Annotated in this window: 22 protein-coding genes; 14 read left to right on the forward strand and 8 right to left on the reverse strand. The window is 61.0% G+C overall.

The features are described from left to right. Nucleotides 1-91 precede the first annotated feature (91 nt). A complete protein-coding gene (locus GY33_RS0115800; RefSeq protein ID WP_031388264.1) occupies nucleotides 92-541 on the reverse strand; it encodes a nucleoside deaminase in 450 nt (149 codons plus the stop codon). Nucleotides 542-552: 11 nt separating this feature from the next. Between GY33_RS0115800 and GY33_RS21285 the strand changes: the two genes are divergently transcribed. Continuing rightward, nucleotides 553-720 (forward strand): hypothetical protein, encoded by a 168-nt coding sequence (locus GY33_RS21285; RefSeq protein ID WP_153304592.1) that lies wholly within the window; start codon nucleotides 553-555, stop codon nucleotides 718-720. A 38-nt stretch (nucleotides 721-758) separates the two neighbouring features. Here the strand turns inward: GY33_RS21285 and GY33_RS0115810 are convergent, their stop codons facing one another. From GY33_RS0115810 to glgX, 3 genes are read right to left on the reverse strand one after another with little or no spacing between them, the layout of a single operon-like run. After that, the gene (locus GY33_RS0115810) at nucleotides 759-1,664 is read right to left on the reverse strand and encodes an adenylate/guanylate cyclase domain-containing protein (protein ID WP_031388265.1); all 906 of its coding nucleotides are present in this window, start codon (nucleotides 1,662-1,664) and stop codon (nucleotides 759-761) included. Nucleotides 1,665-1,674: 10 nt separating this feature from the next. Continuing rightward, entirely contained in the window at nucleotides 1,675-4,584 is a 2,910-nt protein-coding gene (gene treY / locus GY33_RS0115815; RefSeq protein ID WP_031388266.1) for a malto-oligosyltrehalose synthase, read from the reverse strand. 51 nt (nucleotides 4,585-4,635) lie between these two features. Beyond that, nucleotides 4,636-6,816 carry a glycogen debranching protein GlgX gene (glgX, locus tag GY33_RS0115820; RefSeq protein WP_051822722.1) on the reverse strand — a complete coding sequence of 727 codons (2,181 nt, stop codon included), beginning with the start codon at nucleotides 6,814-6,816 and terminating at the stop codon, nucleotides 4,636-4,638. 562 nt (nucleotides 6,817-7,378) lie between these two features. Between glgX and GY33_RS0115825 the strand changes: the two genes are divergently transcribed. Together GY33_RS0115825 and GY33_RS0115830 are read left to right on the forward strand one after the other, a co-directional pair. Continuing rightward, nucleotides 7,379-8,587: an ATP-binding protein gene (locus tag GY33_RS0115825; protein ID WP_235185545.1), complete on the forward strand. Its 1,209-nt coding sequence runs from the start codon at nucleotides 7,379-7,381 to the stop codon at nucleotides 8,585-8,587. Between the two features lie 48 nt (nucleotides 8,588-8,635). Continuing rightward, nucleotides 8,636-9,790, forward strand: coding sequence for a hypothetical protein (locus GY33_RS0115830; protein ID WP_031388269.1), 1,155 nt, complete (start codon nucleotides 8,636-8,638; stop codon nucleotides 9,788-9,790). Between the two features lie 41 nt (nucleotides 9,791-9,831). On the opposite strand, the gene GY33_RS0115835 is transcribed toward GY33_RS0115830, so the two are convergent. Both GY33_RS0115835 and GY33_RS0115840 read right to left on the reverse strand, forming a co-directional pair. Then, entirely contained in the window at nucleotides 9,832-10,647 is an 816-nt protein-coding gene (locus GY33_RS0115835) for a gamma-glutamyl-gamma-aminobutyrate hydrolase family protein (RefSeq protein WP_031388270.1), read from the reverse strand. Next, complete coding sequence (locus GY33_RS0115840) at nucleotides 10,632-11,630, reverse strand: amidoligase family protein (RefSeq protein ID WP_051822723.1); 999 nt, start codon at nucleotides 11,628-11,630, stop codon at nucleotides 10,632-10,634. The genes GY33_RS0115835 and GY33_RS0115840 overlap by 16 nt, the downstream gene beginning before the upstream one ends. Nucleotides 11,631-11,849: 219 nt before the next feature. On the opposite strand from GY33_RS0115840, the gene GY33_RS0115845 reads away from it, so the two are divergent. After that, nucleotides 11,850-12,893, forward strand: a complete 1,044-nt coding sequence (locus tag GY33_RS0115845; protein WP_031388272.1) for a DUF21 domain-containing protein — start codon at nucleotides 11,850-11,852, stop codon at nucleotides 12,891-12,893. A gap of 92 nt (nucleotides 12,894-12,985) precedes the next feature. After that, nucleotides 12,986-13,303, forward strand: a complete 318-nt coding sequence (locus GY33_RS0115850) for a sll1863 family stress response protein (RefSeq protein ID WP_031388273.1) — start codon at nucleotides 12,986-12,988, stop codon at nucleotides 13,301-13,303. Between the two features lie 105 nt (nucleotides 13,304-13,408). Here GY33_RS0115850 and prxU read toward each other — a convergent pair whose 3' ends face one another. Continuing rightward, a complete protein-coding gene (prxU, locus tag GY33_RS20675; protein ID WP_084185237.1) occupies nucleotides 13,409-14,140 on the reverse strand; it encodes a thioredoxin-dependent peroxiredoxin in 732 nt (243 codons plus the stop codon). A gap of 301 nt (nucleotides 14,141-14,441) precedes the next feature. Between prxU and GY33_RS0115865 the strand changes: the two genes are divergently transcribed. The 9 genes from GY33_RS0115865 (at nucleotide 14,442) to GY33_RS0115905 (ending at nucleotide 22,733) form a co-directional block, all read left to right on the forward strand. Then, a complete protein-coding gene (locus GY33_RS0115865; RefSeq protein ID WP_152555218.1) occupies nucleotides 14,442-14,960 on the forward strand; it encodes a sll1863 family stress response protein in 519 nt (172 codons plus the stop codon). A 45-nt stretch (nucleotides 14,961-15,005) separates the two neighbouring features. Further along, nucleotides 15,006-15,479: a hypothetical protein gene (locus GY33_RS0115870; RefSeq protein WP_031388277.1), complete on the forward strand. Its 474-nt coding sequence runs from the start codon at nucleotides 15,006-15,008 to the stop codon at nucleotides 15,477-15,479. A 26-nt stretch (nucleotides 15,480-15,505) separates the two neighbouring features. Next, a complete protein-coding gene (locus tag GY33_RS0115875) occupies nucleotides 15,506-15,790 on the forward strand; it encodes a monovalent cation/H+ antiporter complex subunit F (RefSeq protein WP_035272464.1) in 285 nt (94 codons plus the stop codon). A gap of 4 nt (nucleotides 15,791-15,794) precedes the next feature. Then, nucleotides 15,795-16,202 carry a cation:proton antiporter gene (locus GY33_RS0115880; protein ID WP_235185546.1) on the forward strand — a complete coding sequence of 136 codons (408 nt, stop codon included), beginning with the start codon at nucleotides 15,795-15,797 and terminating at the stop codon, nucleotides 16,200-16,202. Beyond that, nucleotides 16,199-17,197: a hydrogenase subunit MbhD domain-containing protein gene (locus GY33_RS0115885; RefSeq protein WP_031388280.1), complete on the forward strand. Its 999-nt coding sequence runs from the start codon at nucleotides 16,199-16,201 to the stop codon at nucleotides 17,195-17,197. Before GY33_RS0115880 ends, GY33_RS0115885 begins: the two co-directional genes overlap by 4 nt. Continuing rightward, nucleotides 17,194-17,562, forward strand: coding sequence for a sodium:proton antiporter (locus GY33_RS0115890; protein WP_051822725.1), 369 nt, complete (start codon nucleotides 17,194-17,196; stop codon nucleotides 17,560-17,562). Before GY33_RS0115885 ends, GY33_RS0115890 begins: the two co-directional genes overlap by 4 nt. Nucleotides 17,563-17,576: 14 nt before the next feature. Continuing rightward, entirely contained in the window at nucleotides 17,577-19,133 is a 1,557-nt protein-coding gene (locus GY33_RS0115895; protein ID WP_200874884.1) for a complex I subunit 5 family protein, read from the forward strand. After that, on the forward strand, nucleotides 19,130-20,641 hold the full coding sequence (locus GY33_RS0115900; protein WP_031388283.1) for a complex I subunit 5 family protein: 1,512 nt from the start codon (nucleotides 19,130-19,132) through the stop codon (nucleotides 20,639-20,641). Before GY33_RS0115895 ends, GY33_RS0115900 begins: the two co-directional genes overlap by 4 nt. Before the next feature lie 253 nt (nucleotides 20,642-20,894). Beyond that, the gene (locus GY33_RS0115905) at nucleotides 20,895-22,733 is read left to right on the forward strand and encodes a complex I subunit 5 family protein (protein ID WP_031388284.1); all 1,839 of its coding nucleotides are present in this window, start codon (nucleotides 20,895-20,897) and stop codon (nucleotides 22,731-22,733) included. A gap of 186 nt (nucleotides 22,734-22,919) precedes the next feature. Here GY33_RS0115905 and GY33_RS21850 read toward each other — a convergent pair whose 3' ends face one another. Further along, nucleotides 22,920-24,929 (reverse strand): sensor histidine kinase, encoded by a 2,010-nt coding sequence (locus tag GY33_RS21850; RefSeq protein WP_161788492.1) that lies wholly within the window; start codon nucleotides 24,927-24,929, stop codon nucleotides 22,920-22,922. Between the last annotated feature and the right edge of the window lie 29 nt (nucleotides 24,930-24,958).

Here is a 24,958-nt window from a genome sequence, read left to right on the forward strand (position 1 = left end):
CTGGATAAAGATGTGGGCTGTAGGTATTGGGGGACGGCACGGGTTTCTTGCCCGAGGGAAGCATTGACTCCGATTCCGGGAGTTTTTGCCGTCAGTACTCAATCCTGTCTTCCTTGGCTTCCCAGTCCTCGAAGGCCTTCCCGGCCTCCTCCGGCAACAGGTTGATCATGGGAATGGCGCGTTTTTCAGGAGGAGCGTCCAACTCCTGATAAATGAAGGCGTCGTCAAAGCCAATGGCAGCCGCGTGGTTTTTGGTGTTGCCGTAGTAAATTTTTTCCAGGCGAGCCCAATAGATCGCCCCCAGGCACATGGGGCAGGGTTCGCAGGATGTGAAGAGCGTGCAGCCTGACAGGTCGAATGTGTTCAGTTTTTGACAAGCCTGTCTGATGGCGTTGATTTCGGCATGGGCCGTCGGGTCGTTGTCGCTGGTAACGCTGTTGGAGGCTTGGGCGATGATTTCGCCGTGCTTCACGATCACGGCGGCGAACGGTCCGCCGCCGTGCCGGACGCTTTCCCGGGACAGCCTGATGGCCTCGCGCATGAAGCGCTCTGGTGTTTGGTCTGGTGTTTGGTCTGGTGTTTGGTCTGGTGTTTGGTCTGGAGACATGGGCGATTCCTGATTGCGGGGTGGTTGAAAGTCAGGAGCCGGTCACCTTCAGAATCTTCGCGGGAATAGCCTGGGAATTGGAAATGAGACTGGTGACTTGGCAGGCTCAGTAGAGCTTGAGCTGATTGAGTGGGTTGAAACTAAAGGCGTGCTATGCCGCGCTGGCGAGAATGAAGGCGATGGTGTGGGGGGCTTCCGGGGTGACTTGGTGGCCAATTCCGAGGCAGCCGTCTTGAGTCAGGATGAATTCGTCGCGATGGACGAAATGGCTACGGCCGTCTCTCGTAAGGACGTGGGTTCCGTTGGTGCTTTGGTCGATGAGAATGAATTTGCCTTTGCGAAGTTCGATGCGGGCGTGGATTCGGGACGCCAGAATGCCGGGCACGTGAATATCGTTGGAAGCGTGTCGCCCCAGGCTGATGGTGGTGCGGGATCTGTCGACGTCGAGCGAGTGTTCGCCATGGAAAATTTTCAGACATGGGCCGGAGTGAAGCGCGTCCACCGGGCGGTTGCACATGACGGTCAAGTCGTGTTCTTCCCAGATCACTTCATAAACCGGAACCTTGTCATGCTGTCCCTTGAGACGAATATTGTCGATGAATCTGGTTTTGGCCTGATACTCCGGGCATAATTTTCGAAGCGTTCGTTCAGACGTCAGAATTTGTCCGTTTTTCGCCATGGTCGTGAGGCGGGCCGCGATGTTGACCGGATCGCCGAATACGTCGCCATCCCGTCGAATGACGATGTCCGAGTGCAGGCCGATGTGGATGCCGGGCCGATTGGTCTCGTCGAGGTGGTCAATGGGCAGGGTAGCCATGGCTTGATGCATTTCCATGGCCGCGGCCACGGCCATATCTGGTGAGGGAAAGAGGCAAAGAATTTCGTCGCCGATGGTTTTGATCAGTTCGCCCTGATGGTGCGTCGCCGTCGTGGTGAGCACGGAAAGACAACGCGAGACGAGTTGATGTCCCTTTTCGTCTCCCAGAGCGAGATAGATCCTTCTGCTCTGGCAAAGATCGGCAAAGAGCACCGTGAATTCTTCGGCTTGAGTAGGCATGACGGTCTTGTTATCCGCCTCTTCGCGTAAAGGTCAACACCGCCCAGGGCAGGTCGGCGAAGAGTTCGGCCGCGGTGAGCACGCCGTCCGTGGGAGAGAGGGGCCGTCCGGTGAAACGGTTGAGCCAGTGTCCTTCCTTGCCGGCTTTGGGCAGGGCCGTGTTCAGGGCGATGGTCGTGGCCGACCAGGCTTCGCCGGTGGGAAATCCGCCGTCCGGCGGGCAAAGGTCCGCGACGAGGCGGGGCAGGGCCGCGATGACCGCCTGGCGTCCATGGGTACGGGCAAAGGCCAGGATGTTGTTCGCTCTGGTCCCGGAAACTTCCAGGGGAACATAGTTCCCGTTCAGAAACAGCTCCGGATGGGCGCGGCGCAGCGTCAGCAGGCGCCATTGGACGTACTGCTTGATGCGCCCGTCGTGCCAGGTCCTCTTGAGAGATGCGACGTAGTCTCTTTGATTTTCTTCGGCCTCCGCGGCTTGAAATTCGCGTAAACCATCCCATCTGTCCGTGAAGTTCACGGGACGGCGATTGTCCGGGTCCACCAGGGAGTCGTCCCAGAGTTCCGTTCCCTGGTAGTTGTCCGGCGTACCGGGCATGGTCAGGCGCAGGATCGTCTGGGTCAGGGCGTTGCACGCGCCGGGCACGGCCAGTTTGGTCACGAACTCCTGGACGTCGCGCAAAAACGGCGCGGCCGTCGGGCCCGGGTCCAGGACCTGGGTCGTGAAATCGGTCAGGGCCTGTTCGTACTCCTCGTCCGGGTTCAGCCAGGAGGTGCTGATCTTGGCTTCCCGGGCCGCCTTGATCATGTAGGTTTGCAATCGGTCTCGTAACGCGGAGAGGGGCGCCGCTCCGGGTAGGTCCGGGCCGAGTCCTTCCGGAGGCCAGACACCGACCAGGGTCTGGTAGAACAGGTACTCGTCCCGGCTGGAGGGCAGAGGGCCGAGGGCGGAGTCGCGACGGGCCCGGCGGTTGAGGGTCTGCCAGCGGTCTACCCGTTCGGCCCAGGCCTTGGGCAGTTCCGAAAGCACCGCGATCCGGGACCGGACGTCCTCACTGCGCTTGGTGTCGTGGGTGGCCGTGGTGACCATGGCCCTGGTCCAGTCCGCGGCGCGGCGCTGCATCTGCTGATGAAAATCCCCTATTGTGCTGATTCGCCGGTCCGGCCCCATGCCCACCTCGTTCATGGAAACCAGGGGCAGGACCCGGTAGAACGTGGTGTCCTCCATGCCCTTGGCCATGGCCGGGCCGGTGAACTGCTGGAATTTGCGGGCCAGGCGCAGGACGTCGGCCCGGGGGCGGCCGTCGGCGCGTTTTTGCCAGGCGGCCTTGAGCAGGGCCTCCAGCACGTCGAAGAGCCGGGGATGGCTCACGGCACGGGCCCGCCTTGCCAGGCCCAGGGCCCAGTCCAGGTCTCGGACGTCCTCCGCGGTGGGGCCTTTGGAGCCGACATAGGTCCGGTAGACCGGAAAGCGGGACACGATCTCCCGCAGGGCTTGGCGGACTTCGCCCCGGGAAAAGTCCCGGGTCGCCGGATCGCGCTTGAGCAGGCGGGTGGTTTCCGTGGCCAGCACCTCCAGTTCCGAGGCTAGTTCCTGGTCCATGATCTGTCGTTTGGCCCGCACGCCCTCGGCATGGGCGTCCGCGCTTCCCGCGCCCTCTCTGGCTTCGTACAGGGCGCGCAACTCGGCCAGCCCTCCGGAGTTGATCTGCACGGCGTTGATCTCGCTGAGGGCGTCGTATCCAGTGGTTCCATGCACCGGCCAGCGGCCGCGCAGGGTTTCGTGCTCTTCCAGGATTTTTTCCACATAGACCGGAAAACGGCCGGGAGCAAAGCCCAAACTCGCGGCATGGGGCTTGAGCAGCTTCTGCAGCCGGTCCAGGTATCCGGCGGGATCATAGAGTCCGTCGATGTGGTCGATGCGCAGCCCGTGCACCTGCCCGGCGGCCGCCAGTTCCCGGATCAGGCCGTGGGCCGCGGCAAAGACCTCGGCCTCCTCCACGCGCAATCCGGCCAGGTCGTTGATCTGGAAAAAGCGGCGATAATTGATTTCGTGTCCGGCCACCCGCCAGAATGCCGGGCGATAGTGCTGGCGTTCCAACAGCTTATGCAGTCGTTCCAGGCCCCGACCATCAGGGCTCGCGGGCGAGAAAAGATGTTCGGCATATTCCAGGGCGCGGCGCAGCTCCGGGAGATTATCGCTCAACCGGGCCAGAGTGGATTTAAAGGTTTCTCCCCGAGTGCGCAGGGCCTTGCGCCGGGTTCCGGAGCGGGGCGTGGTCCGCAGGCGCTTGGATTCGGTGAACGCGGCGCGGATTTCCGGGTGCGAGGTTGTTTCTTCTCCGGCATATTCCAGGCAGGGGGCCAGAATCCGGTGATAGGTGGACGGGCAGACGGGAAAGCGGTGCTCGTAGTACCAGACGCTGAAGGAGCCGGCTTGGGCGTCGAAACGCAGGCGCAGTTCGCCGCGTTCCAGGACCGCGCCGTAAAGGTCGCCCAGCACGGGCAGCAAGACCTGATCGTGGATGCCCTGGGTCTGGGGAAACCATTCAATGTCGAAAAAATGGATAAAGCGACTGCTGCGGCCCCATTCCAGCACGTCCAGCCACCACAGGTTGTCACTGCGGCCGATGCCCATGTGGTTGGGCACGATGTCCATGACTAGGCCCATCCCGGCTTCCCGTAAGGCCGCGCTGAGGGCGTCGAAGCCCTCCCGTCCGCCGAGTTCCGGATTCAGGGACTGGTGGTCCACGATGTCATAGCCATGGGTGGAGCCGGGCCGGGCGGCCAGGATCGGCGAGGTATAAACGTGGCTCACGCCCATGTCCCGCAGATAGGGCACGATTCCCAGGGCGTCGGCAAAGGTGAAGGCGGCGTGGAATTGCAGCCGGTAAAAGGAAGAGGGAGCGTAGAGTGGGTTCATGGGGCGATCCTGTCTCGAGTTTCGGCTGGTTTAGCAATTATCTTCCATGGCTTACCCAGCCTTCGCCACCAAGCGCAGTAAACGCAACGAGCGCCCTCCCAGGGTCAGTTTCACGCCCGGTGAATGGGGGCCGACGTCGCCTTCGGGTTGTCCGTCTTCGGACATGGTGTCCACCAGGGGCTCCCAGGCTCCGCTGTCTCCATTGGGCAGCACGAACGCCACGTCTTCATGGCTGGCGTTGACCAGGAGCAGGAAGGTGTCGTCCGGTTCCTGTTCTCCGGTTTCCGTGAGGTGGACGATGCCGGCTTCGCCGCTCAGACGGATGGCCAGGGAGCGGGCCTCGTGGTCGTGCCAGTCGTCCCGGGTCATCTCGCGGCCGTCGGGATGTAGCCAGATCACGTCCTTGACCCGCGTACCGGGGATGATGTCTCCGTGGAAGAAGCGGTTGCGGTGAAAGACGATGTGCTGGTGGCGCAGGGCGAGCAGCCGGGCGACAAAGTCGATCTGGGCCCGGCCGGCTTCGTCGATGGCCATCCAATCCAGCCAACTGATTTCGTTGTCCTGGCAGTAGGCGTTGTTGTTGCCCTGCTGGGTGCGGGCGAATTCGTCCCCGGCGGTGAGCATGGGCGTTCCCTGGGACAAGAGCAGGGTGGCCAGGAAGTTGCGCATCTGGCGGCGGCGCAGGGCCAGAATTTCCGGGTCACCCGTCTCGCCTTCCACGCCGCAGTTCCAGGAATTGTTGCTGTCCGAGCCGTCCCGGCTGTCCTCTCCGTTGTCCCCGTTGTGCTTATGGTTGTAGCTGACCAGGTCGTGCAGGGTGAAGCCGTCGTGGGCCGTGATGAAGTTTACGCTGGCCCAGGTCCGTCGTCCGCGGCGGTTGAAGATGTCCGCGGAGGCGGAGAAGCGGCCCGCAAACTCGGGCAGCAGTCCTTCGTCCCCTTTCCAAAATTTGCGCATGGTGTCCCGGTACTGGTCGTTCCACTCTGCCCAGCCCGGCGGGAAATTGCCTACCTGATACCCGCCCAGCCCGGTGTCCCAGGGCTCGGCGATCAGCTTGACATGGCCCAGGACCGGGTCCTGGGCCACGGCGTCCAGAAAGCTGGCGTGTTTGTCGTAGGGGCCCTCCACTCGAGCCAGGGTGGTGGCTAGGTCGAAACGAAAGCCGTCCACGCCCATCACGTGCACCCAGTAGCGCAACGAATCCATGACCATGGACAGGACCTTGGGGTGGCGCAGTTCCAGGGCGTTTCCCGTGCCCGTGAAGTCGTTGTAGAACCGCGGTTGTTCGCCCATCAGATAGTAGTAGGAATAATTGTCAATGCCTCGGAAGGAGAGGGTCGGTCCAAGATGATTGCCTTCGGCGGTGTGGTTGTAGACCACGTCCAGGATCACCTCTATCCCGGCGTCGTGCATTTTCTGAACAAAACTCTTAAAGGACGAAAGGTCGTTTCTGGGGCGGAGGTAGTCCGGGTTGGGCGCGAAATAGCCGATGGAGTTATAGCCCCAGTAGTTGCTCAGGTCGCGATCAATCAGGTGGCGGTCCTGCAAAAAGGCGTGGATGGGCAGCAGCTCGATGGACGTGACGCCGAGGTGCTTGAGGTGGTCGACCACCGGCTGGGAAGCCAAGCCCTCAAAGGTCCCCCGGAATTCCTCGGGCACCTCGGGATGGAGGATGGTATAGCCCCGGACGTGCATTTCGTAGATCACGTTTTCGTGCCAGGGCCGAAAGTCCATGGCTCGGCCCCAGGTGAAGGCCGGGTCCACCACCTGGCACTTGGGCATGAAGGGAGCGGAATCCCGTTCGTCAAAGGACAGGTCTTCGTCCGGATGGCCCACCGTGTAGCCGAACAGGGCGTCGTCCCACTTCAGATTTCCGACCAGAACCTTGGCGTAGGGGTCCAGTAACAGCTTGTTGGGGTTGAAACGGTGTCCGGCCAAGGGCTCGTAGGGGCCGTGGACGCGGTAGCCGTAAAGCTGTCCGGGCCGGGCGTCCGGCAGATAGCCGTGCCAGACTTCATGGGTGTACTCCGGCAGGGTGATCCGGGCGGTCTCAGTGACCCCGTCGCTATCGAACAGGCACAGTTCGACCTTTTCGGCATGGGCCGAGAACAGGGCGAAACTCACCCCGGAACCGTCCCAGGTGGCCCCCAAGGGATTGGGCGAACCGGGCCAGACCCGTGGGCCGTTGGGTTTTGGGGGCGTGCCGTTCAAGGCTGTTTCAGCCGCGTTCATGGTGTTGCTCCTGAAGAAGATTGTCAAAAATGGCTGATGGATGGCGACGGTTCTTGAAGCCGGGCCAACGAGAGGCTTTCACGTTGCATGACGGAGATAGGGGGTGGCCCGATATGAGCCGTTACGAGCCGAAACTAAATCGTCGCCCCAAAGCCGAACAGTCGTGAATGTATTGATTTGTTCACTCTTTTCGATTCCAGTCCACCCAGAATAAGCCCATTGTCCGGTTCTTGCAAATGCGGGAAGTCATGAGGTACGGCGATAAAGCTACAACGATGGTGGCCATCAGGAGCCCGGATATGGAAGAATCTCTGCTTTTTTCTGGTAAAAATCTTGTCGAAATGGATTTATATTGTTGAATTTTATAACATTATTTGGTCGTTTGAACGTTATGCGCGCTTTTAAGCTGCTCTATGTCTAAGCTTGCCATACGAGTTTCTTTCATATAGTCGGATGATTGTTTTCATTTGGACGGAAGTATTCTTACATTTGGACGAATATAAATTTTCATTTGGCCGCAATGAATAAGCCAGACATTTATCCAAGATATCTGAAGCCTCGCGTGATCGAGGCATTGGCCGACACTCCGGTTGTCCTGATCCATGGTCCACGTCAGTGCGGAAAAACCACGCTGGCCCGGCTGGTGGGAAGCGAGACGGGGTTTGCCTATTTCAGCTTTGATGACGACGTGCAACGAGCCTCGGCTCAGGCTGATCCGGTAGGGTACGTTGCCGATCTGCCCGAAAAGGTGATTCTGGACGAAGTTCAGCGAGTGCCGGAGCTGTTCACCTCATTGAAGACGACCGTGGATGCTCGGCGTGATCCTGGGCGATTTATCCTGACCGGCTCGGCCAATATCCTCCTGGTTCCCAGGCTGGCGGATTCCCTGGCGGGGCGCATGGAGATCCTGCGCTTACACCCGTTGGCTCAAGCCGAACTTGCCGGAAAGGATAGCGTCTTTTTGCGGATATTGTTCGGCAAAGGGTTCAAGGTGGGTGTTGGCGGCGGACGGCTGGGCCGATCCATGGCGGAGCGCATGACGACAGGCGGATACCCACCTGCGTTGACCCGAGCCACTGCTCGACGCCGAGCCGCCTGGTATCGCGACTACGCCGACACCTTGGTGCAACGCGATGTCCGGGATTTGGCACGAATCAGCGCCCTGGACGCGCTTCCCCGCCTGCTGGCCCTGGCTGCCGGACAAACGGCGCGCCTTTTGAATGTTGCCGAACTCGCCGCCCCCTTCCAACTGAGTCGGCCAACAATCCGCGACTACCTGACCCTGTTGACACGGATTTTTCTCCTGGAGGAATTGCCGTCCTGGCACACCAATCGACTCAGCCGTCTGATTAAGACACCGAAAGTTCACTTGGGCGATACCGGGCTCGCCTGCGCCCTGCTTGGTCTGGATGCCGAGGCCCTGTGGGCGGATCGTTCCTTGTACGGCCAACTGTTGGAAACCTTTGTCTATCAGGAGTTGCGTCGTCAGGCGGGGTGGCATGAAGAACCGGTTGCCTTCTACCATTTCCGCGACAAGGAAAAGGACGAGGTGGATTTCGTGCTGGAGTCCGGCGGGAAGTTGGCGGGCGTCGAGATCAAGGCGGGCGCGACGGTCACCAACGCTGACTTCAAGGGATTGCGCAAGCTGCGACATGCCGCGGATGCACGCTTTGCAACAGGGGTGGTTTTGTATGACGGAAATGCCGTCGTATCTTTTGGCGAGGCATTGTTCGCTGCACCTATCTCTCTACTTTGGGACTATTTACTTTGAGGTAGGTCGGAGTGCGCCGCCCGACCTTATGAGGAGCTGTCTGAGATTATGAGTGAATACCAATATTATGAATTTTTGGCATTGGAGAGATCACTGACGGCCGATGAGATGGCAAAATTGCGCGATCTTTCCAGTCGGGGGCGGATTACTCCGATCAGCTTCAGCAATTTCTACAACTGGGGTAATTTTTCGGGCGATTCGCGTGAGCTGATGCGTCGTATGTTCGACGTGCATGTGTATGTGGCCAACTGGATGACCGCCGTCTTGATGATTCGCGTACCGCTGGCGGTTCTATCGGACGCCCTGGTCGAGGCATTTGAAGACGGTCATTGCCTGGAGTTTGAGGCTACCAAGTCCCACTGGGTGATTACATGGATTCTCGAAGAGTCCACGAATTATGATCGGTTCGGCGCTGAAGACGGCGAGGGATGGATGGCCCGTCTGGCTCCTCTCCGTGATGAACTGCTTCGGGGCGACCTTCGCGGGCTGTACATCGGCTGGCTGGCTTCTCTCGCCAAGGGGGAGTTCGACGATGATGATCCCGAACCTCTCCTGCTGGAGGGTCTCGGTGAATTGACCCCGGCGCAGAGGGATTTGGCTCGTTTTTTGGAGTTGGACGAAGATATCCTGTCTGGAGCCGCAATCGGCAGTCCTCCTTTGAAAGCCGTCAATCTTTCAAATCAGGAAGTCGACGCTTGGCTGGAAGCCCTGCCGCGCGACGAGGTGTTTGCCTTGTTGAAGCAGCTCATGGATGGCCAGGGGGTGGAGGCGAAGCAAGGGTTGCGTCGACGCTTTCTTGCTTGGCAAAGCGAACGGGCCGGAGCAAAACAGTATGGCGCCGCGCGGGCAGTGGGCGATATTCGTGCCAATGCAGAGGTCGCAAAAGAAGAGCGCCTGGAAAAAGAACGTCTGGCCAAGGAGAGACAGGAGCGGCAACGCCGCGAACGGCGTGAAGCCCATCTTGTCGCTTTGGCCAAGGATTTTCCCAAGCATTGGAAGGCGGTGGAGAAATTGTTGGAGCGAAGCATTGGAAAAAGCTACGACGAGGCTAAAGCTCTGCTCGTGGACCTTGCCGATGCATACGGCCTTCAAGAGGACCGTCCGATCTTCTCCCGGCACTTGAACGAACTGGTTCAGCGTAATCTTCGCCGTAAAGCCTTTGTGGAGCGCTTGGTAAAGGCGAAGCTTTGGAAGGAAAGATGACGGAAGAATTTGGAGACGCCGCGGAAGTCGACCATCGTCGCTTAAACTGAGCGGCGCGATTCTTGAGCAGTCTGGACCAGGGCGCGGAACAGGCGTTGTTGGCGGCGGTGGTGGGGGAGGTATTCGGGGTGCCATTGGACCCCGAGGACAAAGGTTTTGCTTGTGGCCTCCACGGCCTGGATCACGCCGTTTGGTTCCCGGGCCGTGACGCGCACGGTCCGGCCGAGCTTGTCCACGGCCTGGTCGTGCAGCGCGTTGACGCCGCATATGACGCATTTGAGGCCGCGGGCCAGGAGGGAGTCCGGCTCCACCTGGATGGTTTTGCGGGGCAGCAGGCTGCGGATGTTGGGGGATTCCTGGTAAAAACCGGTCAGGTGCTGGTGCAGGGTGCCGCCCAGGGTTACGTTGATCAGTTGCGCGCCGCGGCAGATGCCCAGAATGGGCAGGTCGCGTTCCAGGGCCGAGCGGAGCAGGCTCTGCTCCAGTTCGTCGCGGTCCGTGTTCAGACCGGGGTTGCGGGTGGTCAGGATTCTTCGGATCAGCAGCATTAGGGGAAAGGCCAGCAAGGCCAGGCCGCGTCGAAACCAGCCCGTTTCTCCCCGTGTCATTTCCTCGGCCATTTTTTCGGGAGGCCTCAACGGCTCGGCGCCATACAGGTCCGGCGCCACGTCCGCGCCGCCGCCGATGATCAGGCCGTCCAGTTCCTGAACGTGGCGGGGGCGCTGGGGAATGATCCGCAACGCCCGGCCGCCGGCCCGCCAAACCGCTAGGCGGGTGAACCACCAGGCGGCCAAGCCGCCGTGATCCGGGCCGGTGACGCCGATTACCGGCTTTTTCCCGTTCATCGCTTCAGCCATGTCCCCAACATGTCCACCCATTCGTCCACCATCCGGGTCACGACTTCCCCTGGTTTTTCCAGGTAGGCCCGGGCGTGTTCCCGTAAGCGATTCTCATCCGCGGCCAGCTTTTCCACCATGACCCAGTCGTTCCACGGCTTGGCCAGGGACCAATCAGATTCGTCGATCTGGCAGTTGGGCAGGCGGTAGTGGAATGCGGGCCTGGGTTTGATCAGGTGGGTTTCCACCGGCGCGTGCATGACCAGATCCCGTTCCAGGTGCGCGAACAGCGGGAGCATGTCCAGGGGGCGGTTGCGGGTGGGATTGTGCAGGAGGTAGTCGCGGATCAGGTCGGGGAGGTCCGGCGCGTAGTCCTGGTTCAGAAGCAGCCGGACGTATCCGCCGGGAAAGGCCCGGATATACGGCGAGATCTTGCGGGAGAGGTCCACGGCCCCCCGCTCGGTCAGCCGGTCGTGGAGCAGCACGTAGGCGCGCAGGATGTTTCGCAGGTAAGCCGCGTCCAGTCGAGCGGCCTCCACGTTGAACTGGGCGCCGAAGGCGTAGACCAGGGCCATGCGGGTGCCCTTGGCTCCGTCCCGGCGTAGTCTGTCCCGCAAGGCGTCCATGTTCTCCAGGGCCGTGACCGGAATCGGCGGAGCCACCACTTCGCTGGGCACGACGCCGGCCGCCAGGCGGGCCAGCATGGCGTCGAAGGTTTGCTGGTCGCCCCTGGCGTCCAGGTCGATGCCGACCTTGGCCAGATAGGGCTGGTATTCGTGATTCTTGAGCAGGCTGGCGTCCAGTTCCACGGCGAACGCTCCGTGGCGCGTCTCCAGGACGTGGATTTCAAAAGGACTTTTGGAATCGATGTGACCGCCGAACAGATCCTTGACCGCCTGGGCCATGACCGGCAGCTCCAGCCCGGCCATTTCCATCTCCACGCCCACGCGACGGATCTCGCCGTCAGGGGCGTGCATCTGGTCGGGCAGGATGAATTGAGGCATATATGCTCTAGTGTGTTGTCGGAAATGGCGTTTGGCCCAGGGGTGCAGGTGCAGGCCCCTGGAAGACCCGTGTGAAAGCGTGTAGACGGATACGAGCGGATTTGAGCGTAACGGCGCGGGCCGGGCAAGTCAAAATCGAGGCTCAGCCGCGGCACCCACGTTTTTCGACAGCGGCAGCGCTTTCGGCAACTTTGCCGTCACCACCATCCCCTCGCCGCCATGACCACTTTCATCTGGATCGGAATCCTGATCTGCCTGACCCAGTCGGCCATGCTCTCCGGGTTGAATCTGGCCTATTTCTCCGTGAGCAAGCTCCACCTGGAGATGGAGTCCTCCCGGGGCAACGTGCATGCCCGGCGGGTCTTGCATCTGCGCCGGGACGCCAACCTCCTGCTGGTGACCATCCTCTGGTCCAACGTGGGAGTGAACGTCCTTTTGGCCCTCTTGTCCGGCTCCGTGCTTGCCGGAGTGGCCGCGTTCCTGTTTTCCACCGTGCTGATCACCATCTGCGGGGAGATCATGCCTCAGGCGTACTTCTCCCGAAACGCGCTGAGAATGGGAGCCATGCTGGCACCAGTGATCAGGATCTACCAGATAGCTCTTTACCCCGTGGTCAAGCCCACGGCCCTGCTTCTGGACAAGTGGTTGGGACCCGAGGGGATCGGTTACTTTCGAGAGCGGGATCTGCGGGAGCTGATCAAGATGCACATGGAGTCGTCCTCCACGGAGATTGATAAAGTGGAAGGCAAGGGAAGCCTGAACTTCCTGGCCCTGGACGATCTGCCCGTGGCCGCGGAGGGCGAGAGCGCGGACCCGCGAAGCATCCTGACCATGAAGTTTGAAGACGACAGGCCCGTTTTTCCCTCCATCAGGCCCTCCAGCGCGGATCCGTTTCTCAGGCTTGTGCAAAGTTCCGGAAAAACATGGGTGATCCTCGTGGACCAGGAGGGAGAGCCGCGCTACGTCGTGAACGTGGCCTCCTTTCTCCGCGAGGCCTTTTTCGAGCCGGACACGTTCAATCCCATGGCTCACTGCCACCGACCGATCATCGTCCGCGACCCCATGACCAGTCTGGGGGCCGTGATTCCGCGCCTGAAGGTCCTGCCGGAACGAACGGACGACGACGTCATCGACAACGACATCATCCTCTATTGGGGCGAGGAAAAGCACGTGATCACCGGCTCGGACATTCTCGGCCGACTGTTGCGGGGGATTGTGCGGGAGGAGCCGAGGATGGGAGGTGGCGGAAGTGCGTCCGGTTGATCATCCTCCCCCTTGCGCATACCCTACGCTTGCTTTTGAGCATTTTGTCGCGGGGGGCGGCGAAGTCGAGCACTGAAAAAAGTGGAGTGAACATGCTGGAAAATCGGGAAGCCTACATTCGCAAGTTGAAGGCCAAAATCGACGAATGGAACGCCGACATCGACAAGCTGGCGGCAAAGGCCAGGCAGGTCAAAGCAGAAAAAGAGATTGAGTACCGTGATCAGATCGAGGCTCTGCGGGCCAAGCGTGGCGAGATGGAAGAGAAGATCGCCGAGCTGCGCAAGGGCGGCGAGGCTGGCTGGGAAGACCTCAGGAAAAACGTGGAGCGGTCCTGGGAAGCGCTGAAGGAGGGCTATGCCGCGGCAAGGGCCCGATATGAGCGGGATGCCCGTGACGACGTGGAGAAATAGACGGCCGTCTCTGAATTCGAGACCGAGCCGGTAATGGATATCCAGCGAATGGAGGCAAGGCCGCGCGGCCTTGCCGTCCATTCCATGTGTCAGGTTTGTTCGAGCCTACTCAGAGGCCATCTGGACTTTCCACTCTTTCCATACGTTTCCGACCAACTCCGGACCGGGGGTGAGGACCATCTTTCCTGGTTTCCAGCCCGAAGGCGTGGCCTGACTGCCTTTGCTTTCACGGACCAGTTGGAAGGCCTGGACCTGGCGCAAGGTTTCGCCGACGTTGCGGCCCACCGGAGGGGTGAGGACCTCAAAACCCTGGATAATGCCGTCCGGGTCAATCAGGAAGCGGCCACGAACATCCACTCCGGCATCCGCGTCGTACACGCCATAGGCCTCGCCGACCTTGCCGCCGGCGTCGGACAGCATCGGGAAAGGCACCTTGCCCGTCGTGACCATCTTGGACAGCTCGTGGTCGACCCACATCTTGTGTACGAACATGCTGTCCGTGCTCATGGAAAGTACCTGAACGCCCAGCTTGTCAAATTCCGCATGCTTTTCGGCGACCGCCGAAATCTCGGTCGCTCAGACAAAGGTGAAATCGCCCGGATAGAAGCAGAGAACCACCCACTTGCCAAGGTAGTCCGAAAGCTTGATCGAGGTGAAGGCGCCGTTGTGATAGGCGGGTGCGGAAAAGTCAGGGGCTTTACGTCCAATCTGGACCATCATTTTTTTCTCTCCTGTGTTCGGTTGCTGTTGCGGGGTGCCGGCCTGCTCTGCCGATGCGTCCTCTCCAACGAGTCCGCCAGTGGGTCTGGCGCAGTTAATGGGTTTTTCATCCGCCATTCGTTCCTCCTGAATTGAGGTTGAGTGTTGAAAATATGAATAATTCCTGTTTACCTTTTTAGTCGGTTTGTCGAACCCTGAATTTCTGGATTCAGGATGGTATTTAGACTATGTTGCGGATGTATTGTCTATGTGTATTGAATTGGCAGTTTTTCATCGAAATAATCAATAATTGGCGTATCCACGCAGATGCTTCGGGCGCTCACGGCAAGGCGGGCTGTGTGGTTTGACCTGACGAGGTCCAGTGCTATCATCAATTTCACGACACGAAACGTGTTCCATCGACAAAGGGAGGTTGATCATGAAAGCTGGAATGATGAGAGTACGGCTTGCTGTTTTCCTTTTCATGATGCTGCTCGCCGGGATACCCTGGGTTTGTTCGGCTCAGTCCGGGGCCGCGAATTCCGGGACTGCGCCGGGTGAAGCCTCTTTTGAGGAAGTCCGTGAGGAGATGCGGGAATTGGGCCGTGCTCTGGGTCGATACGGCGCGGAGCAGCGGGACAAGGCCCTGGAACGCTCCAGGCCTGCCCTGGAGGATCTGGACCGTCGTCTGGACGCTTTGGAAAAATCCATTGAAGAGAACTGGGATGAGATGAGTCAGACCGCCCGGGAGCGTTCGCGCCGAGCTATGCGCGAATTGCGGCGGCAACGCGTGGAATTGGCGGAAAAGTACGGCGCTCTCAAAAGTTCCTCCGCCGGGGCCTGGGAGCAGATGCGGGAGGGATTTCTGGACGCTTTTTCCGTGCTCAACGAAGCTTGGGAGAAGTCCATTGAGGAATTCCGTGAACGACCAGACGCTCAGGACGAGGTTACGTTGTAACGGAAGCGAATGAAACCACAAATCAGATCACAAGGGAAAAATTTCATGCGCAAACGAATTATTTCGCCTGGGGCGACGGACTCTGCTGCCCCGGAAGGGGAGTGGCTGAACCTGGAGGATGTCGCGGAAGTGGAGATCACCTCCGAGGATCCGGAACATCCCATTGAGCACGCCTTGTTGCCGGGTCACCCTTCCGGGTGGCGGGCCGGGACGGCCGGAGAGCAGACCATCCGATTCCTCTTTGACGAACCCCGGAGTCTCCGCAGAATCTGGATTCATTTCGAGGAATCCGAAGTGGAGCGGACCCACGAGTTCGTCCTGCGTTGGTCAGCCGACAACGGCAAATCCTTCACGGACATCGTGCGCCAACAGTGGAATTTCAGTCCCGACGGGATGCGGGAGGAGAGTGAAAACATCTACCTGGATGCCATCGGCGTGACCACGCTGGAACTGATCATCAAGCCGGACATCAGCAACGAGAATGCCGTCGCCAGCCTGGCTCAGTTGCGAATAGGGTAGAGGTCAACACTTAGTTAGAGGCCCCCATGCAGACGTTTTATCTCGGCGTGGCCAGTTTTCTTCTGCTGACCATGATCATCGGTTTGGCGCGGGTTTTTCTGGGGCCGCGGCAGGAGGATCGTTTGGTGGCGGTCCAGTTGTTCGGGACCACGGGGGTGGCTGTTTTGCTGCTCTTGGCCGCGGCCTTGGACGCCCCGGCCATGCGCAACACGGCCATGGTTTTCGTCGTCCTGGCCGTCCTGGCGGTGATGGCCTTTGTACGCGGTTCCCGAAAAAACGACGGGCGCGGCGGAGGCGGAGCCGGAGGGTAGAGGCGTGCTCGACGTGGTGGTTACGGTGTCGGCGGTTCTGCTCTGTCTGAGCGGAGCGTTTTTCTTTCTGGCCGGAACGCTTGGATTGCTGCGGTTTCCGGACGCCATGAGTCGGATTCACGCCCTGACCAAGGCCGACAACCTCGGCCTGGGCCTGATCGTCCTGGCCTTGACGATTACCAGCGGATCCGTGAGCACGGCCCTGAAAATTTTGCTGATCTGGCTGGTGGCCCTGGCCGCCAGCTCCACCATCTGCTTCTTGTTGGGCCGCAACATGCTGGGCCAACAGCAAAGCGGGCTGGCAAATAGCCAATCGTCCCACGATGACAGTCCCTCTGCACCCCATCCCCCAAATCCCATAAGTCCCATACGTCCTATAGGCCCCACAAGCCCCAAGAGCCCCACCTCATGAACCTCTCCCTGGTCTTTGATCTGCTGCTGGCCGGGGCTTTGTTGCTGGTCAGTTGGCGGTTGCTGCAAGCCTCGGATTTGTTCCAGGCCACGGTGCTGTTCATTTCCTTTGGCTTGTTTCTGGCCCTGGCCTGGGTGCGCCTTCGCGCCCCGGACATCGCTTTGGCCGAAGCCGCGGTGGGCGCGGGGCTGGCCGGGGTGCTGCTGTTTGGGACCTTCAAGCGCATTGAACCTCAATCAGATCAATCCGATCAGGAGCGTGGCCCCGGGGACGAGCCGTTCTCCGTGAGCTCCTGCCGACTGGATCAGGCCGCGGCCTGCCCGGGCCGGTTCCATTACCTCGTGGCCGGAGTGGGGGCCGTTGCCCTGACCGCGTTGCTGGTTTTGGCGGTGCTGGAACTGCCACGTCACGGGGGCGGACTGACCGGAATGGTGGCTCAAAAACTGGGCTTCTCAGGGGTGGAGCATCCGGTGACCGCCGTGCTCCTCAATTTCCGGCTGTATGACACCTGGCTGGAGTTGGGCGTCCTGCTCCTGGCTCTGATGGGAGTGTTCGGGGTGCGCGGGGCGCATGACCTGCGCGGGCTGCCCATGCGTCCGGCCGCTTCGCCCGTTGCACGTCGGCTGGTGGGCCTGTTGGGGCCGCTGATCGTGCTGGTCGCGGTACATCTGCTCTGGCTGGGAGACCACGCCCCCGGCGGGGCCTTTCAGGCCGGAGTGGTCCTGGCCGCGGGGCTGGTCCTGCTGCGCTTGACCGGCCTGCCTTCGGTGGACCGGTTGCCCCGGACCGCCTTGCTCTCCTGCGTGGCCGTGGGCTTCGCGGCCATCCTGCTCTTGGCCGTGCTGACCTCGCTTGGACCGCAAAGTTTTCCCCTGGAATATCCGTCGGCCTGGGCCGGCACGCTGATTCTGGCCTTGGAGGCCGCGGCCACCGTGTCCATCGGGGTGACCCTGGCCGCGCTGGTGGTCTTGGTCTTGGTGGTGGACGAGCAATGACCACCTTTCTGGTGTACTCCCTGACCGCGGCCCTGTTGGCGGGCCTGGGCGTGCACGGCCTGATCACCCGCAGGCATCTGCTGCGGCAGATCATGGCCCTGAACGTGATCGCGGGCGGGGTGTTTCTGTTGCTGATTAGCACGGCGTATCGCAACCAGGGAGATTTTGCCGACCCCGTGCCCCAGGCCATGGTCCTGACCGGAATCGTGGTGGCCATCAGCGCCACGGCCTTTGCCCTGGCCCTGTTGCGTCGGGTTTATCGGTCCCAACAAAATGCCCAGGGAAAAGCAGAGCGAAAAGAGCGGGAAGGGAGCGGTGAACAGGCCAAGGATGCATCACCGACCCGAGGCGGGTCGATTCCATGAGCCAGGCGGCATGGATGATTCTGATTCCGTTCCTGGGGGGCGTGGTTTGCCTGTTGCTCCGGGGGCGGGCCGTGGCCTGGACCGGGTTGGGCGCCTCAGTGGTCACGGCCTGGACCTGCCTGCCGCTGCTGCGTCATGTCTGGCTCTCCGGCCCGGTCCGGATCGACCTGGGCGGATGGGCCGCGCCCCTGGGCATCGGGCTGTACTTGGACGGGCTGGGGGCGATGTTTTTGTTGCTTACGGCCATTGTCGGCCTGCTGGTGAGTGTCTATGCCCTGGCTTTTTTTGGGCGAGGCCGGGAGTACGCGCGGATGGAGCCCTATTTCTGGCCCGTCTGGTTGGTGCTCTGGGGCGGGTTGAATGGTCTGTATCTCAGCGCGGACGTGTTCAACGCCTACGTGCTCCTGGAGATGGTCGGGCTGGGTGCAGTGGGGTTGACCGTGCTTTCCGGGACCAACGACTCCCTGGTGGCCGGCCTGCGCTACCTGCTGGCGACCATGTTCGGGTCGTTGATCTATCTCCTGGGCGTGGCCCTGCTCTATGCCCAGACCGGTCAGTTGGACATCTTTCTGCTGGCCCAAGTCGTGGACGGCTCGTTTCCCGTACTGGTCGCTTTCGGACTGATGACCGGCGGATTGCTGATCAAGGCCGCGTTGCTGCCGTTCCATTTCTGGCTGCCCCCGGCCCATGCCGGGGCCCCGGCCCCGGTCAGCGCCATCCTTTCCGGGATGGTGACCAAGGCGTCGTTTTTCCTGTTGTTGCGGATCTGGTTCGTGGTTTTTCCGGACGTCACGGCCCCGGCGGCGGGGCAGTTGCTGGGCGTCCTGGGGGCCGCGGCCGTGCTCTGGGGATCCCTGCAGGCCGTGCGTCAGACCCGGTTGAAGCTTCTGGTGGCCTATTCCACGGTGGGCCAACTGGGGTATCTGTTTTTTGTTTTCGCCCTGCTCACGCCCTCGGGCGGGGCAGCCTGGAGCGAGGGCTGGGCGAGTATGGCCTGGACCGGCACGGTCTTCCATGTCTTTTCCCACGGGCTGGCCAAGGCGGCCCTGTTCATGGCCGCGGGCTGCCTGCTGCTGGCCATGGGCACGGACGAACTGGCGGCCATGCGGGACATCGCCGGGCGGCTGCCCGTGGTCACCTTCACCCTGGGCGTGGCCGGGGTGAGCCTGATGGGCCTGCCGCCCAGCGCCGGATTCGTGGCCAAGTGGATGCTGCTCAAGGCCTCCCTGGCCAGCGGGCAATGGTGGTGGGCCGTGGTCATCGCCCTGGGTGGCCTGCTCACCGCGGCCTATGTCTTCAAGATCCTTTCATTCACTTTTGTACCGGTGGGCGGAGATGATTCAAACGCCGATACGGATGCCGACAAACGTCAGATATCGAGGAATTCCGGCATTCCGGAACTGGGTCCGGTTCCCGCGTTGATGACCCTGTCGGCCCTGATTCTGGCCGCGCTTTGCGTGCTGTTCGGATTTCGGGCCGAGGAGGTGATTGCCTTGCTGCTTCGAGACATGGGGCTTGAACCACCCTTTGATGCGGTGCTGATGGGAAATTTTGGCGGAGGCCGGCCATGACCATGATCTCCTGGCTGCCGCTGATCGTATTGTGCAGCTCCTTGTTTACCGGGCTGATCATCTTTCTCCTGCCCGAGGAGCGTTCCGGGTGGCGGACGGCCCTGAACATGACCGGGGCCACCGTGAAAGTGGTCGGGGTTTTTGTCATGGCCTGGGGCGTGCTGGTCCAGGGGGCCGTGTGCGAAGCGCGCTTCACCATGGGTCTGGGATTCGACTTCGTGCTGCACGTGGACCTGCTGTCCCTGGCCTTTGTCTCTCTGTCCAGCAATCTCTGGTTCCTGACCACTCTGTATGCAGTGGGCTATCTGAAGGGGTCCCGGAACCGAAGCCGGTTTTTCGGTTTTTTCAGCCTGTGCGTGACCGCGTCCACCGGCGTGGCCCTGGCCGGAAACCTGATTACGTTTTTCATCTTCTACGAGTTCCTGACTCTGGTCACCTATCCCTTGGTGGTCCACCAGGGCACGCCGCAAGCCCTGGCCGCCGGGCGGACGTATCTGTGGTACGCCATGAGCGCGGGGGCCGTGCTGTTTCTGGGCGTGGTCGGGCTTCAGACCCTGGCCGGTCCCTATGACTTCGTTTCCGGCGGGGTCCTGGGAAGCTTGGAGCACATCGGGCCGTGGGAGGCTCGGATCATCTTCGCCTTGCTGATCTGCGGGCTGGCCGTGAAGATCGCCTTCGTGCCCCTGCACGGCTGGCTGCCCGCGGCCATGGTCGCCCCGGCCCCGGTCAGCGCCTTGCTGCACGCCGTGGCCGTGGTCAAGGCCGGGGCTTTCGGCGTGCTCCGGGTGGTCCAGGACGTTTTCGGCAAGGACTTCGCGGCCCAGATCGGGGTGCTGGAACCCCTGGCCGCGGTGGTGGCCGCCACGATCATTTTCGGCTCCCTGCGGGCCTTGATGCAGAACGAACTGAAGCGCCGCCTGGCTTATTCCACGGTCAGCCAGGTGTCCTACATCGCCCTGGGCGCGGTGGTCCTCGGGCCCCTGGCCACGGTGGGCGGGCTGGCCCATCTGGTCCATCAGGGGATCATGAAGATCACCCTGTTTTTCTGCGCCGGAATCTTCGCCAGGTCCAGGAATATCCACCGCATCGACCAGATGGACGGCCTGGGCCGGACCATGCCCGTGACCATGGCTCTGTTTACCATTGCCGCTTTGGGCATGATCGGGGTTCCGCCGGTGGCCGGGTTTGTCAGCAAATGGTATCTGGCCCAGGGCGGCATTCAGGCCGGGCAGGACTGGGTGGTGGTGGTCCTGGTGCTCAGCAGCCTGCTCAACGCCGCCTATTTCCTGCCCATTCTGCACCGGGCCTGGTTCCGGCCCTGCGGGGAAGAGCCGGAGTCTGGCGGCGAACAGGCCCGGTGCGGAATCTGGGAAGCACCGTGGATGCTGCTGTTGCCCACCATGGCCACGGCCTTTTTCTCCCTGGCCGCCGGGGTCTTCGCCGGATGGGAGTGGAGCCCTTTGGGCGTGGCTCAGCTTATAACCTCTGGTCGGGGGGCTTTTCCGTGAATCGCGGGATTCTTTTGTTTTCGGATTCTCGATATATTCCGACTGAATCGAAATCGAAATCCTTCTTGAACAAACCACGGAAGGATCGGTCATCCGTAGGGGCAGGCCTTGCGCCTGCCCAGGGCGACCGCAAGGGTCGCCCCTACGATGGGATACCAGGGCGGACACACAGGTCCGCCCCTACGTTACGCCGACCCTCCGCATATGACCATCCTGGGTCAGACAATCAAGAAAACATAGGCATCCAAACGAAATGATCTGGCTGATCGTCATCGGTTTCCCGCTTCTCATCTGCTGCCTGCTCGGCCATGCCCGGACGCGGAATCTGGCTGCCGGGCCGGGGCTTTGGCTGGCGCCGTTGCCGGCCCTGGGGCTGGCTTTGTTCGGCGAAGGCGCGGCATCCGGTTTCTTTCCGGCCCTGTTTCTGGAAACCACGCTGCATTTCGGGCCGTACGGAAGGGTTTTCCTGCTCCTGGCGGCCGTGCTCTGGACCGCGGCGGGCCTGTTCGCCTGGTCCGCGGCGCAAAGCGGTTCCGGCGGCCGGGATCGGTTCCGGTTCGCCTTCTTTTTCCTGGTGACCCTGAGCGGCAACCTCGGGGTCTGCGTGGCCCAGGATTTGGCTTCGTTTTACGTCTTTTTCGCCATGATGAGCTTCGCCGCCTACGGGATGATCGTCCACGATCAGACCCCCAAGGCGTTTCATGCCGGGAAAATCTATCTGATCATGACCGTGGTCGGCGAGGTGCTGTTGGCCGCGGCCTTTTTCTATGCCGGGATCATCGCGGACAGCCTGCTGTTCGCGGACGCGGCCCAAGCCCTGGCAGGCGCGGAGACTGGATGGAACCGAAGCGCTCTGGTCTTCTCCCTGGCCCTGGCCGGGTTCGGGATCAAGGCCGGGGTGATCGGCTTGCACTTTTGGCTGCCCCTGGCCCACCCGGCGGCCCCCACCGCGGCCAGCGCGGTGCTCAGCGGGGTGATGATCAAGGTCGGCCTGCTGGGCTGGCTGCAACTGTTTCCGCTCACCGTTGGTCTGACACTTTGGGGGATGGGGATGGCCTGGCTGGGCCTGGTCGGCGCGGTCTACGCCGCGGCCGCCGGGTTTGCCCGGCATGATCCGAAGACCATTCTGGCCTATTCCAGCGTCAGTCAGATGGGGCTGATGACCATGGGCGTTGGCTTTGTCCTGGCCGCCCAAAGTCAGGGCGGCGGAATGTTTCCTGAGAGTGGCGTGCTGCCTGCGGGAATCCTGCTGTTCGTGCTGGTCCACGGTCTGGCCAAGGGCGCGCTGTTTCTCGGCGTCGGCGTGGCCAAGGCGACGCAATGGGGAACGGCCCGGGCGCGGTGGCTCCTGGCCGGTCTGGCCGCCGCCGGACTGGTTCTGGCCGGTGCGCCGTTCACCGGCGGAGCCCTGGTCAAGCAGACCCTGAAATCCGGAGCCGAGCAATTGTCGCCGGTCTGGAGCGGTTTTTTCAGTGCCGTGCTGCCCCTGACCGCCGTGGGCACGACCTTGCTGATGGCCATGTTTCTCTGGCGGATTTGGCGAAGCATGGCCGCGGAGGACGCTCGCCACGAAGTGCATTCCAAGGCCGACAAGGACTCGGGAAGCCCAAAGGCGCGGTGGGGCATGGTTTTCGCCTGGGGCGGACTGTTGGCCCTGGTGCTTGGGGTGGTTCCTATAGCGTCGCTTATGTTCCCTGAATTATACAACGAACTGAATGAGCTTGCTGGAAAAGGCTGGGAGGGTGTCTGGGATGGATTGTGGCCCATCTCCCTTGGATTGGTGGCCGCTGGGCTGTTTCTTCGCCTGAGTCAGGGCGACGGAGAAAGCAAAGGACTGGACGATCTGGTCCTGGCTGCCGTGGAGCGGGGCGCGACTCGCCTGCGCTCCTGGTGGTGGCGCAGCCCGTACTGCGACCCGGCCTGCGGGACCATTGATCTCGTGGCCTGGTCGGACCGGATTCTGCAAAGCCGCTGGATGCAAACCGTTCCGGACCGGATCGAGCGGCGGCTGTTGTACTGGCATACCGTGGGCGTGTTGTTTGTCGGGTTTGTATTGGTTTTTTTGGCCGTGACCTGGTGGAGCGGGCGGTAGGGGGCGATTATGGCGGAACGTAACTACTCACCCCATCCGTGAGAAAGCGGCCTGAATACCTGCCTTCGTGGGTATGACTGATTGGGAGGCGGCACGGAAAAACACGTCATTCCCGCGAAGGCGGGAATCCAGCGTCGGAAATGGATTCAACTCAGGATGTGCTGATTAGTTACAAAAATCGCAAGGCTATCGGAAATCTGAACTGGTTGCCTCTCCGTCGCCGATGGGCAGGCGAATCACGAACGTGGTGCCATGGCCTTCGTTGTCCGTGAAGGATATGCTCCCATGGTGTTTTTCGACGACCACGGCATGGGCGATGGCCAAGCCTTGGCCGGTGCCCTGTCCCACGACCTTGGTCGTGAAAAAAGGATCGAAAATCCGGGCTCGAATGGCATCCGGGATGCCCTTGCCCGTATCGCTGATTCGGATTTCAACCTGATCCCCGTCACGGCAGGTGCTGATCCGGATCATCCCCATACCTTGGCCTTCGGTCTCGACCACATCCCGAATGGCCTGGCCGGCGTTGACCAGGACGTTCAAAAAGACCTGATTGATCTCGTCGGGCAGGCAAAACACCTCTGGTAGACTCGGGTCGAGATCCATTTCCAGTTCCGCCACGTACTTCCACTCGTTTCTGGTCACTACGGTGGTGTTTTCAAGGGCCTTGTTGATGTTCGCTGGTTTCTTCTCCATCCCCCCGGGATGGGCGAATTCCTTCATGGACCGAACGATCTTGCTGATCCGCCCGATCCCATCGTGAATCTGTTCAATGGCCAGTGGAGTTTCCTGGAGCAAGAACTCGAGATCCGCTTCCAGGAGCATCGCTTCCAGTTTGTCAACGGTTTGGGAATCCACCGAGCCCGCACGGACCTGGTCCAGCAGTTCGCCATAGCCCCGCAGGATGGGGTTCATTTCGCGGCAGGCGTTCTGAAGAAAAAGAGCGTTATCTCCGACGAACTGGGCCGGGGTGTTGATCTCGTGGGCGATCCCGGCGGCGAGCTGGCCAATGGAAGCCAGTTTTTCGGCATGCAGGAGCTGGCTTTGCGTCCGCTTCAGTTCATCAAGGCTGTCCCGAAGTTCTTTGGTTCGCTCCAGAACGGTCTCTTCCAGTACATCCCGATGGCGGATCAGTAATTCCTCGGCATGGACCTTTTCCGTGATATCCCGCACAAAAACGGCAAGTACGACACGACCTTCGAATTCCGTGACAGAGGTGCTCACCTCAATGGGCACTTCCAGGCCATTCTTGCATACTCCCCGGAGGTTGATGGGCGTGACGGGCTCACCATCCAGCGCCTTGTTGCTGAGCTTCCGCCAAGCGTTGGGCAAGTCCTCGGGATGGATCACCATGTTGATCGGCATGCCCAGCAACTCGGCCCGTTCATAACCCAAAATCCGGCAAACGGCCTGATTCACGTACCGAAACAGTGCGACACGTGGTCCCTCGTCCTCCACCAAGGCAATACCGATCTGGGCCGCGGAAGCGCTCTCGATGAGGGCCCTGTTGCGCCGCTCGGAGGCCTGCAGTTCCTCATGGGCCGTACGGAGGTGAATGACCATCCTGTTGAACTGCAAGGCCAGCACTCCGATTTCATCCCGGGAAGAAATCGGAGGGGTTAACTCCAAATCCCCATGGGCGATACGTTCCGCGGATTTGGTCAGGGCGGCTATCGGTCGGGAAATGGCTCGGGAAATATATAGCAGCAGGGCCATGACCATGCCCAGGATCACCGCGCCCCAGATCAATATACGCTGGAACCAGGTCGCCAGCGCCGCATCAACGTCGCGAAGCGAGAGCCCGACCAGGGCATGCCAGGTATCGTTGCCGATGGTTACCGGATGCGCCACCAGAACCCCTCGCTGACCATGATCGGAAAAGAAGTAGTCCACATGCCGCTGCACCTGGCCGGTGAGCAATGTTGATTCAACCGATTGTCCATAAACCTCTCGGTCATTGGCCAGATACACTGCTCCGTCCGGACGAACCACCTGAACAATCAGGATTCCGTCCTCCGGATTACTGGCCAGTTCTCGTAAAAACTGCTCGACATTGGCCCAGTTCAGGGACCAGAAGGCACTCTCCGTCAGGGACGCGACATTTTTTGCGATGATCTCGCCGGAGTGGACGACATTACCGAGCAGGATATTCCGTTCCGTTCGCATGATCAGGAACGCGCCAAGGAAAGATGTCAGCATGAAGAGAAGGACGACCGGAATCGTGAACT

It is taken from the genome of Desulfonatronum thiodismutans (genome assembly GCF_000717475.1).
In the GTDB taxonomy this organism is placed as follows: domain Bacteria; phylum Desulfobacterota; class Desulfovibrionia; order Desulfovibrionales; family Desulfonatronaceae; genus Desulfonatronum; species Desulfonatronum thiodismutans.

Bases quoted from the DNA above. Each gene is read 5' to 3' on its own strand.
- GY33_RS0115850 (WP_031388273.1), top strand. From the start codon at position 12,986: ATGCTGGAAAATCGGGAAGCCTACATTCGCAAGTTGAAGGCCAAAATC.
- treY (WP_031388266.1), bottom strand. From the start codon at position 4,584: ATGAACCCACTCTACGCTCCCTCTTCCTTTTACCGGCTGCAATTCCAC.
- GY33_RS0115905 (WP_031388284.1), top strand. From the start codon at position 20,895: ATGATCTGGCTGATCGTCATCGGTTTCCCGCTTCTCATCTGCTGCCTG.
- GY33_RS0115845 (WP_031388272.1), top strand. From the start codon at position 11,850: ATGACCACTTTCATCTGGATCGGAATCCTGATCTGCCTGACCCAGTCG.
- GY33_RS0115890 (WP_051822725.1), top strand. From the start codon at position 17,194: ATGACCACCTTTCTGGTGTACTCCCTGACCGCGGCCCTGTTGGCGGGC.
- GY33_RS0115810 (WP_031388265.1), bottom strand. From the start codon at position 1,664: ATGCCTACTCAAGCCGAAGAATTCACGGTGCTCTTTGCCGATCTTTGC.
- GY33_RS0115800 (WP_031388264.1), bottom strand. From the start codon at position 541: ATGCGCGAGGCCATCAGGCTGTCCCGGGAAAGCGTCCGGCACGGCGGC.
- GY33_RS0115885 (WP_031388280.1), top strand. From the start codon at position 16,199: ATGAACCTCTCCCTGGTCTTTGATCTGCTGCTGGCCGGGGCTTTGTTG.
- GY33_RS0115870 (WP_031388277.1), top strand. From the start codon at position 15,006: ATGCGCAAACGAATTATTTCGCCTGGGGCGACGGACTCTGCTGCCCCG.
- GY33_RS21850 (WP_161788492.1), bottom strand. From the start codon at position 24,929: ATGCTGACATCTTTCCTTGGCGCGTTCCTGATCATGCGAACGGAACGG.
- GY33_RS0115830 (WP_031388269.1), top strand. From the start codon at position 8,636: ATGAGTGAATACCAATATTATGAATTTTTGGCATTGGAGAGATCACTG.
- GY33_RS0115875 (WP_035272464.1), top strand. From the start codon at position 15,506: ATGCAGACGTTTTATCTCGGCGTGGCCAGTTTTCTTCTGCTGACCATG.
- glgX (WP_051822722.1), bottom strand. From the start codon at position 6,816: ATGAACGCGGCTGAAACAGCCTTGAACGGCACGCCCCCAAAACCCAAC.
- GY33_RS0115900 (WP_031388283.1), top strand. From the start codon at position 19,130: ATGACCATGATCTCCTGGCTGCCGCTGATCGTATTGTGCAGCTCCTTG.
- GY33_RS0115835 (WP_031388270.1), bottom strand. From the start codon at position 10,647: ATGGCTGAAGCGATGAACGGGAAAAAGCCGGTAATCGGCGTCACCGGC.
- GY33_RS0115840 (WP_051822723.1), bottom strand. From the start codon at position 11,630: ATGCCTCAATTCATCCTGCCCGACCAGATGCACGCCCCTGACGGCGAG.
- GY33_RS0115865 (WP_152555218.1), top strand. From the start codon at position 14,442: ATGAAAGCTGGAATGATGAGAGTACGGCTTGCTGTTTTCCTTTTCATG.
- GY33_RS0115895 (WP_200874884.1), top strand. From the start codon at position 17,577: ATGATTCTGATTCCGTTCCTGGGGGGCGTGGTTTGCCTGTTGCTCCGG.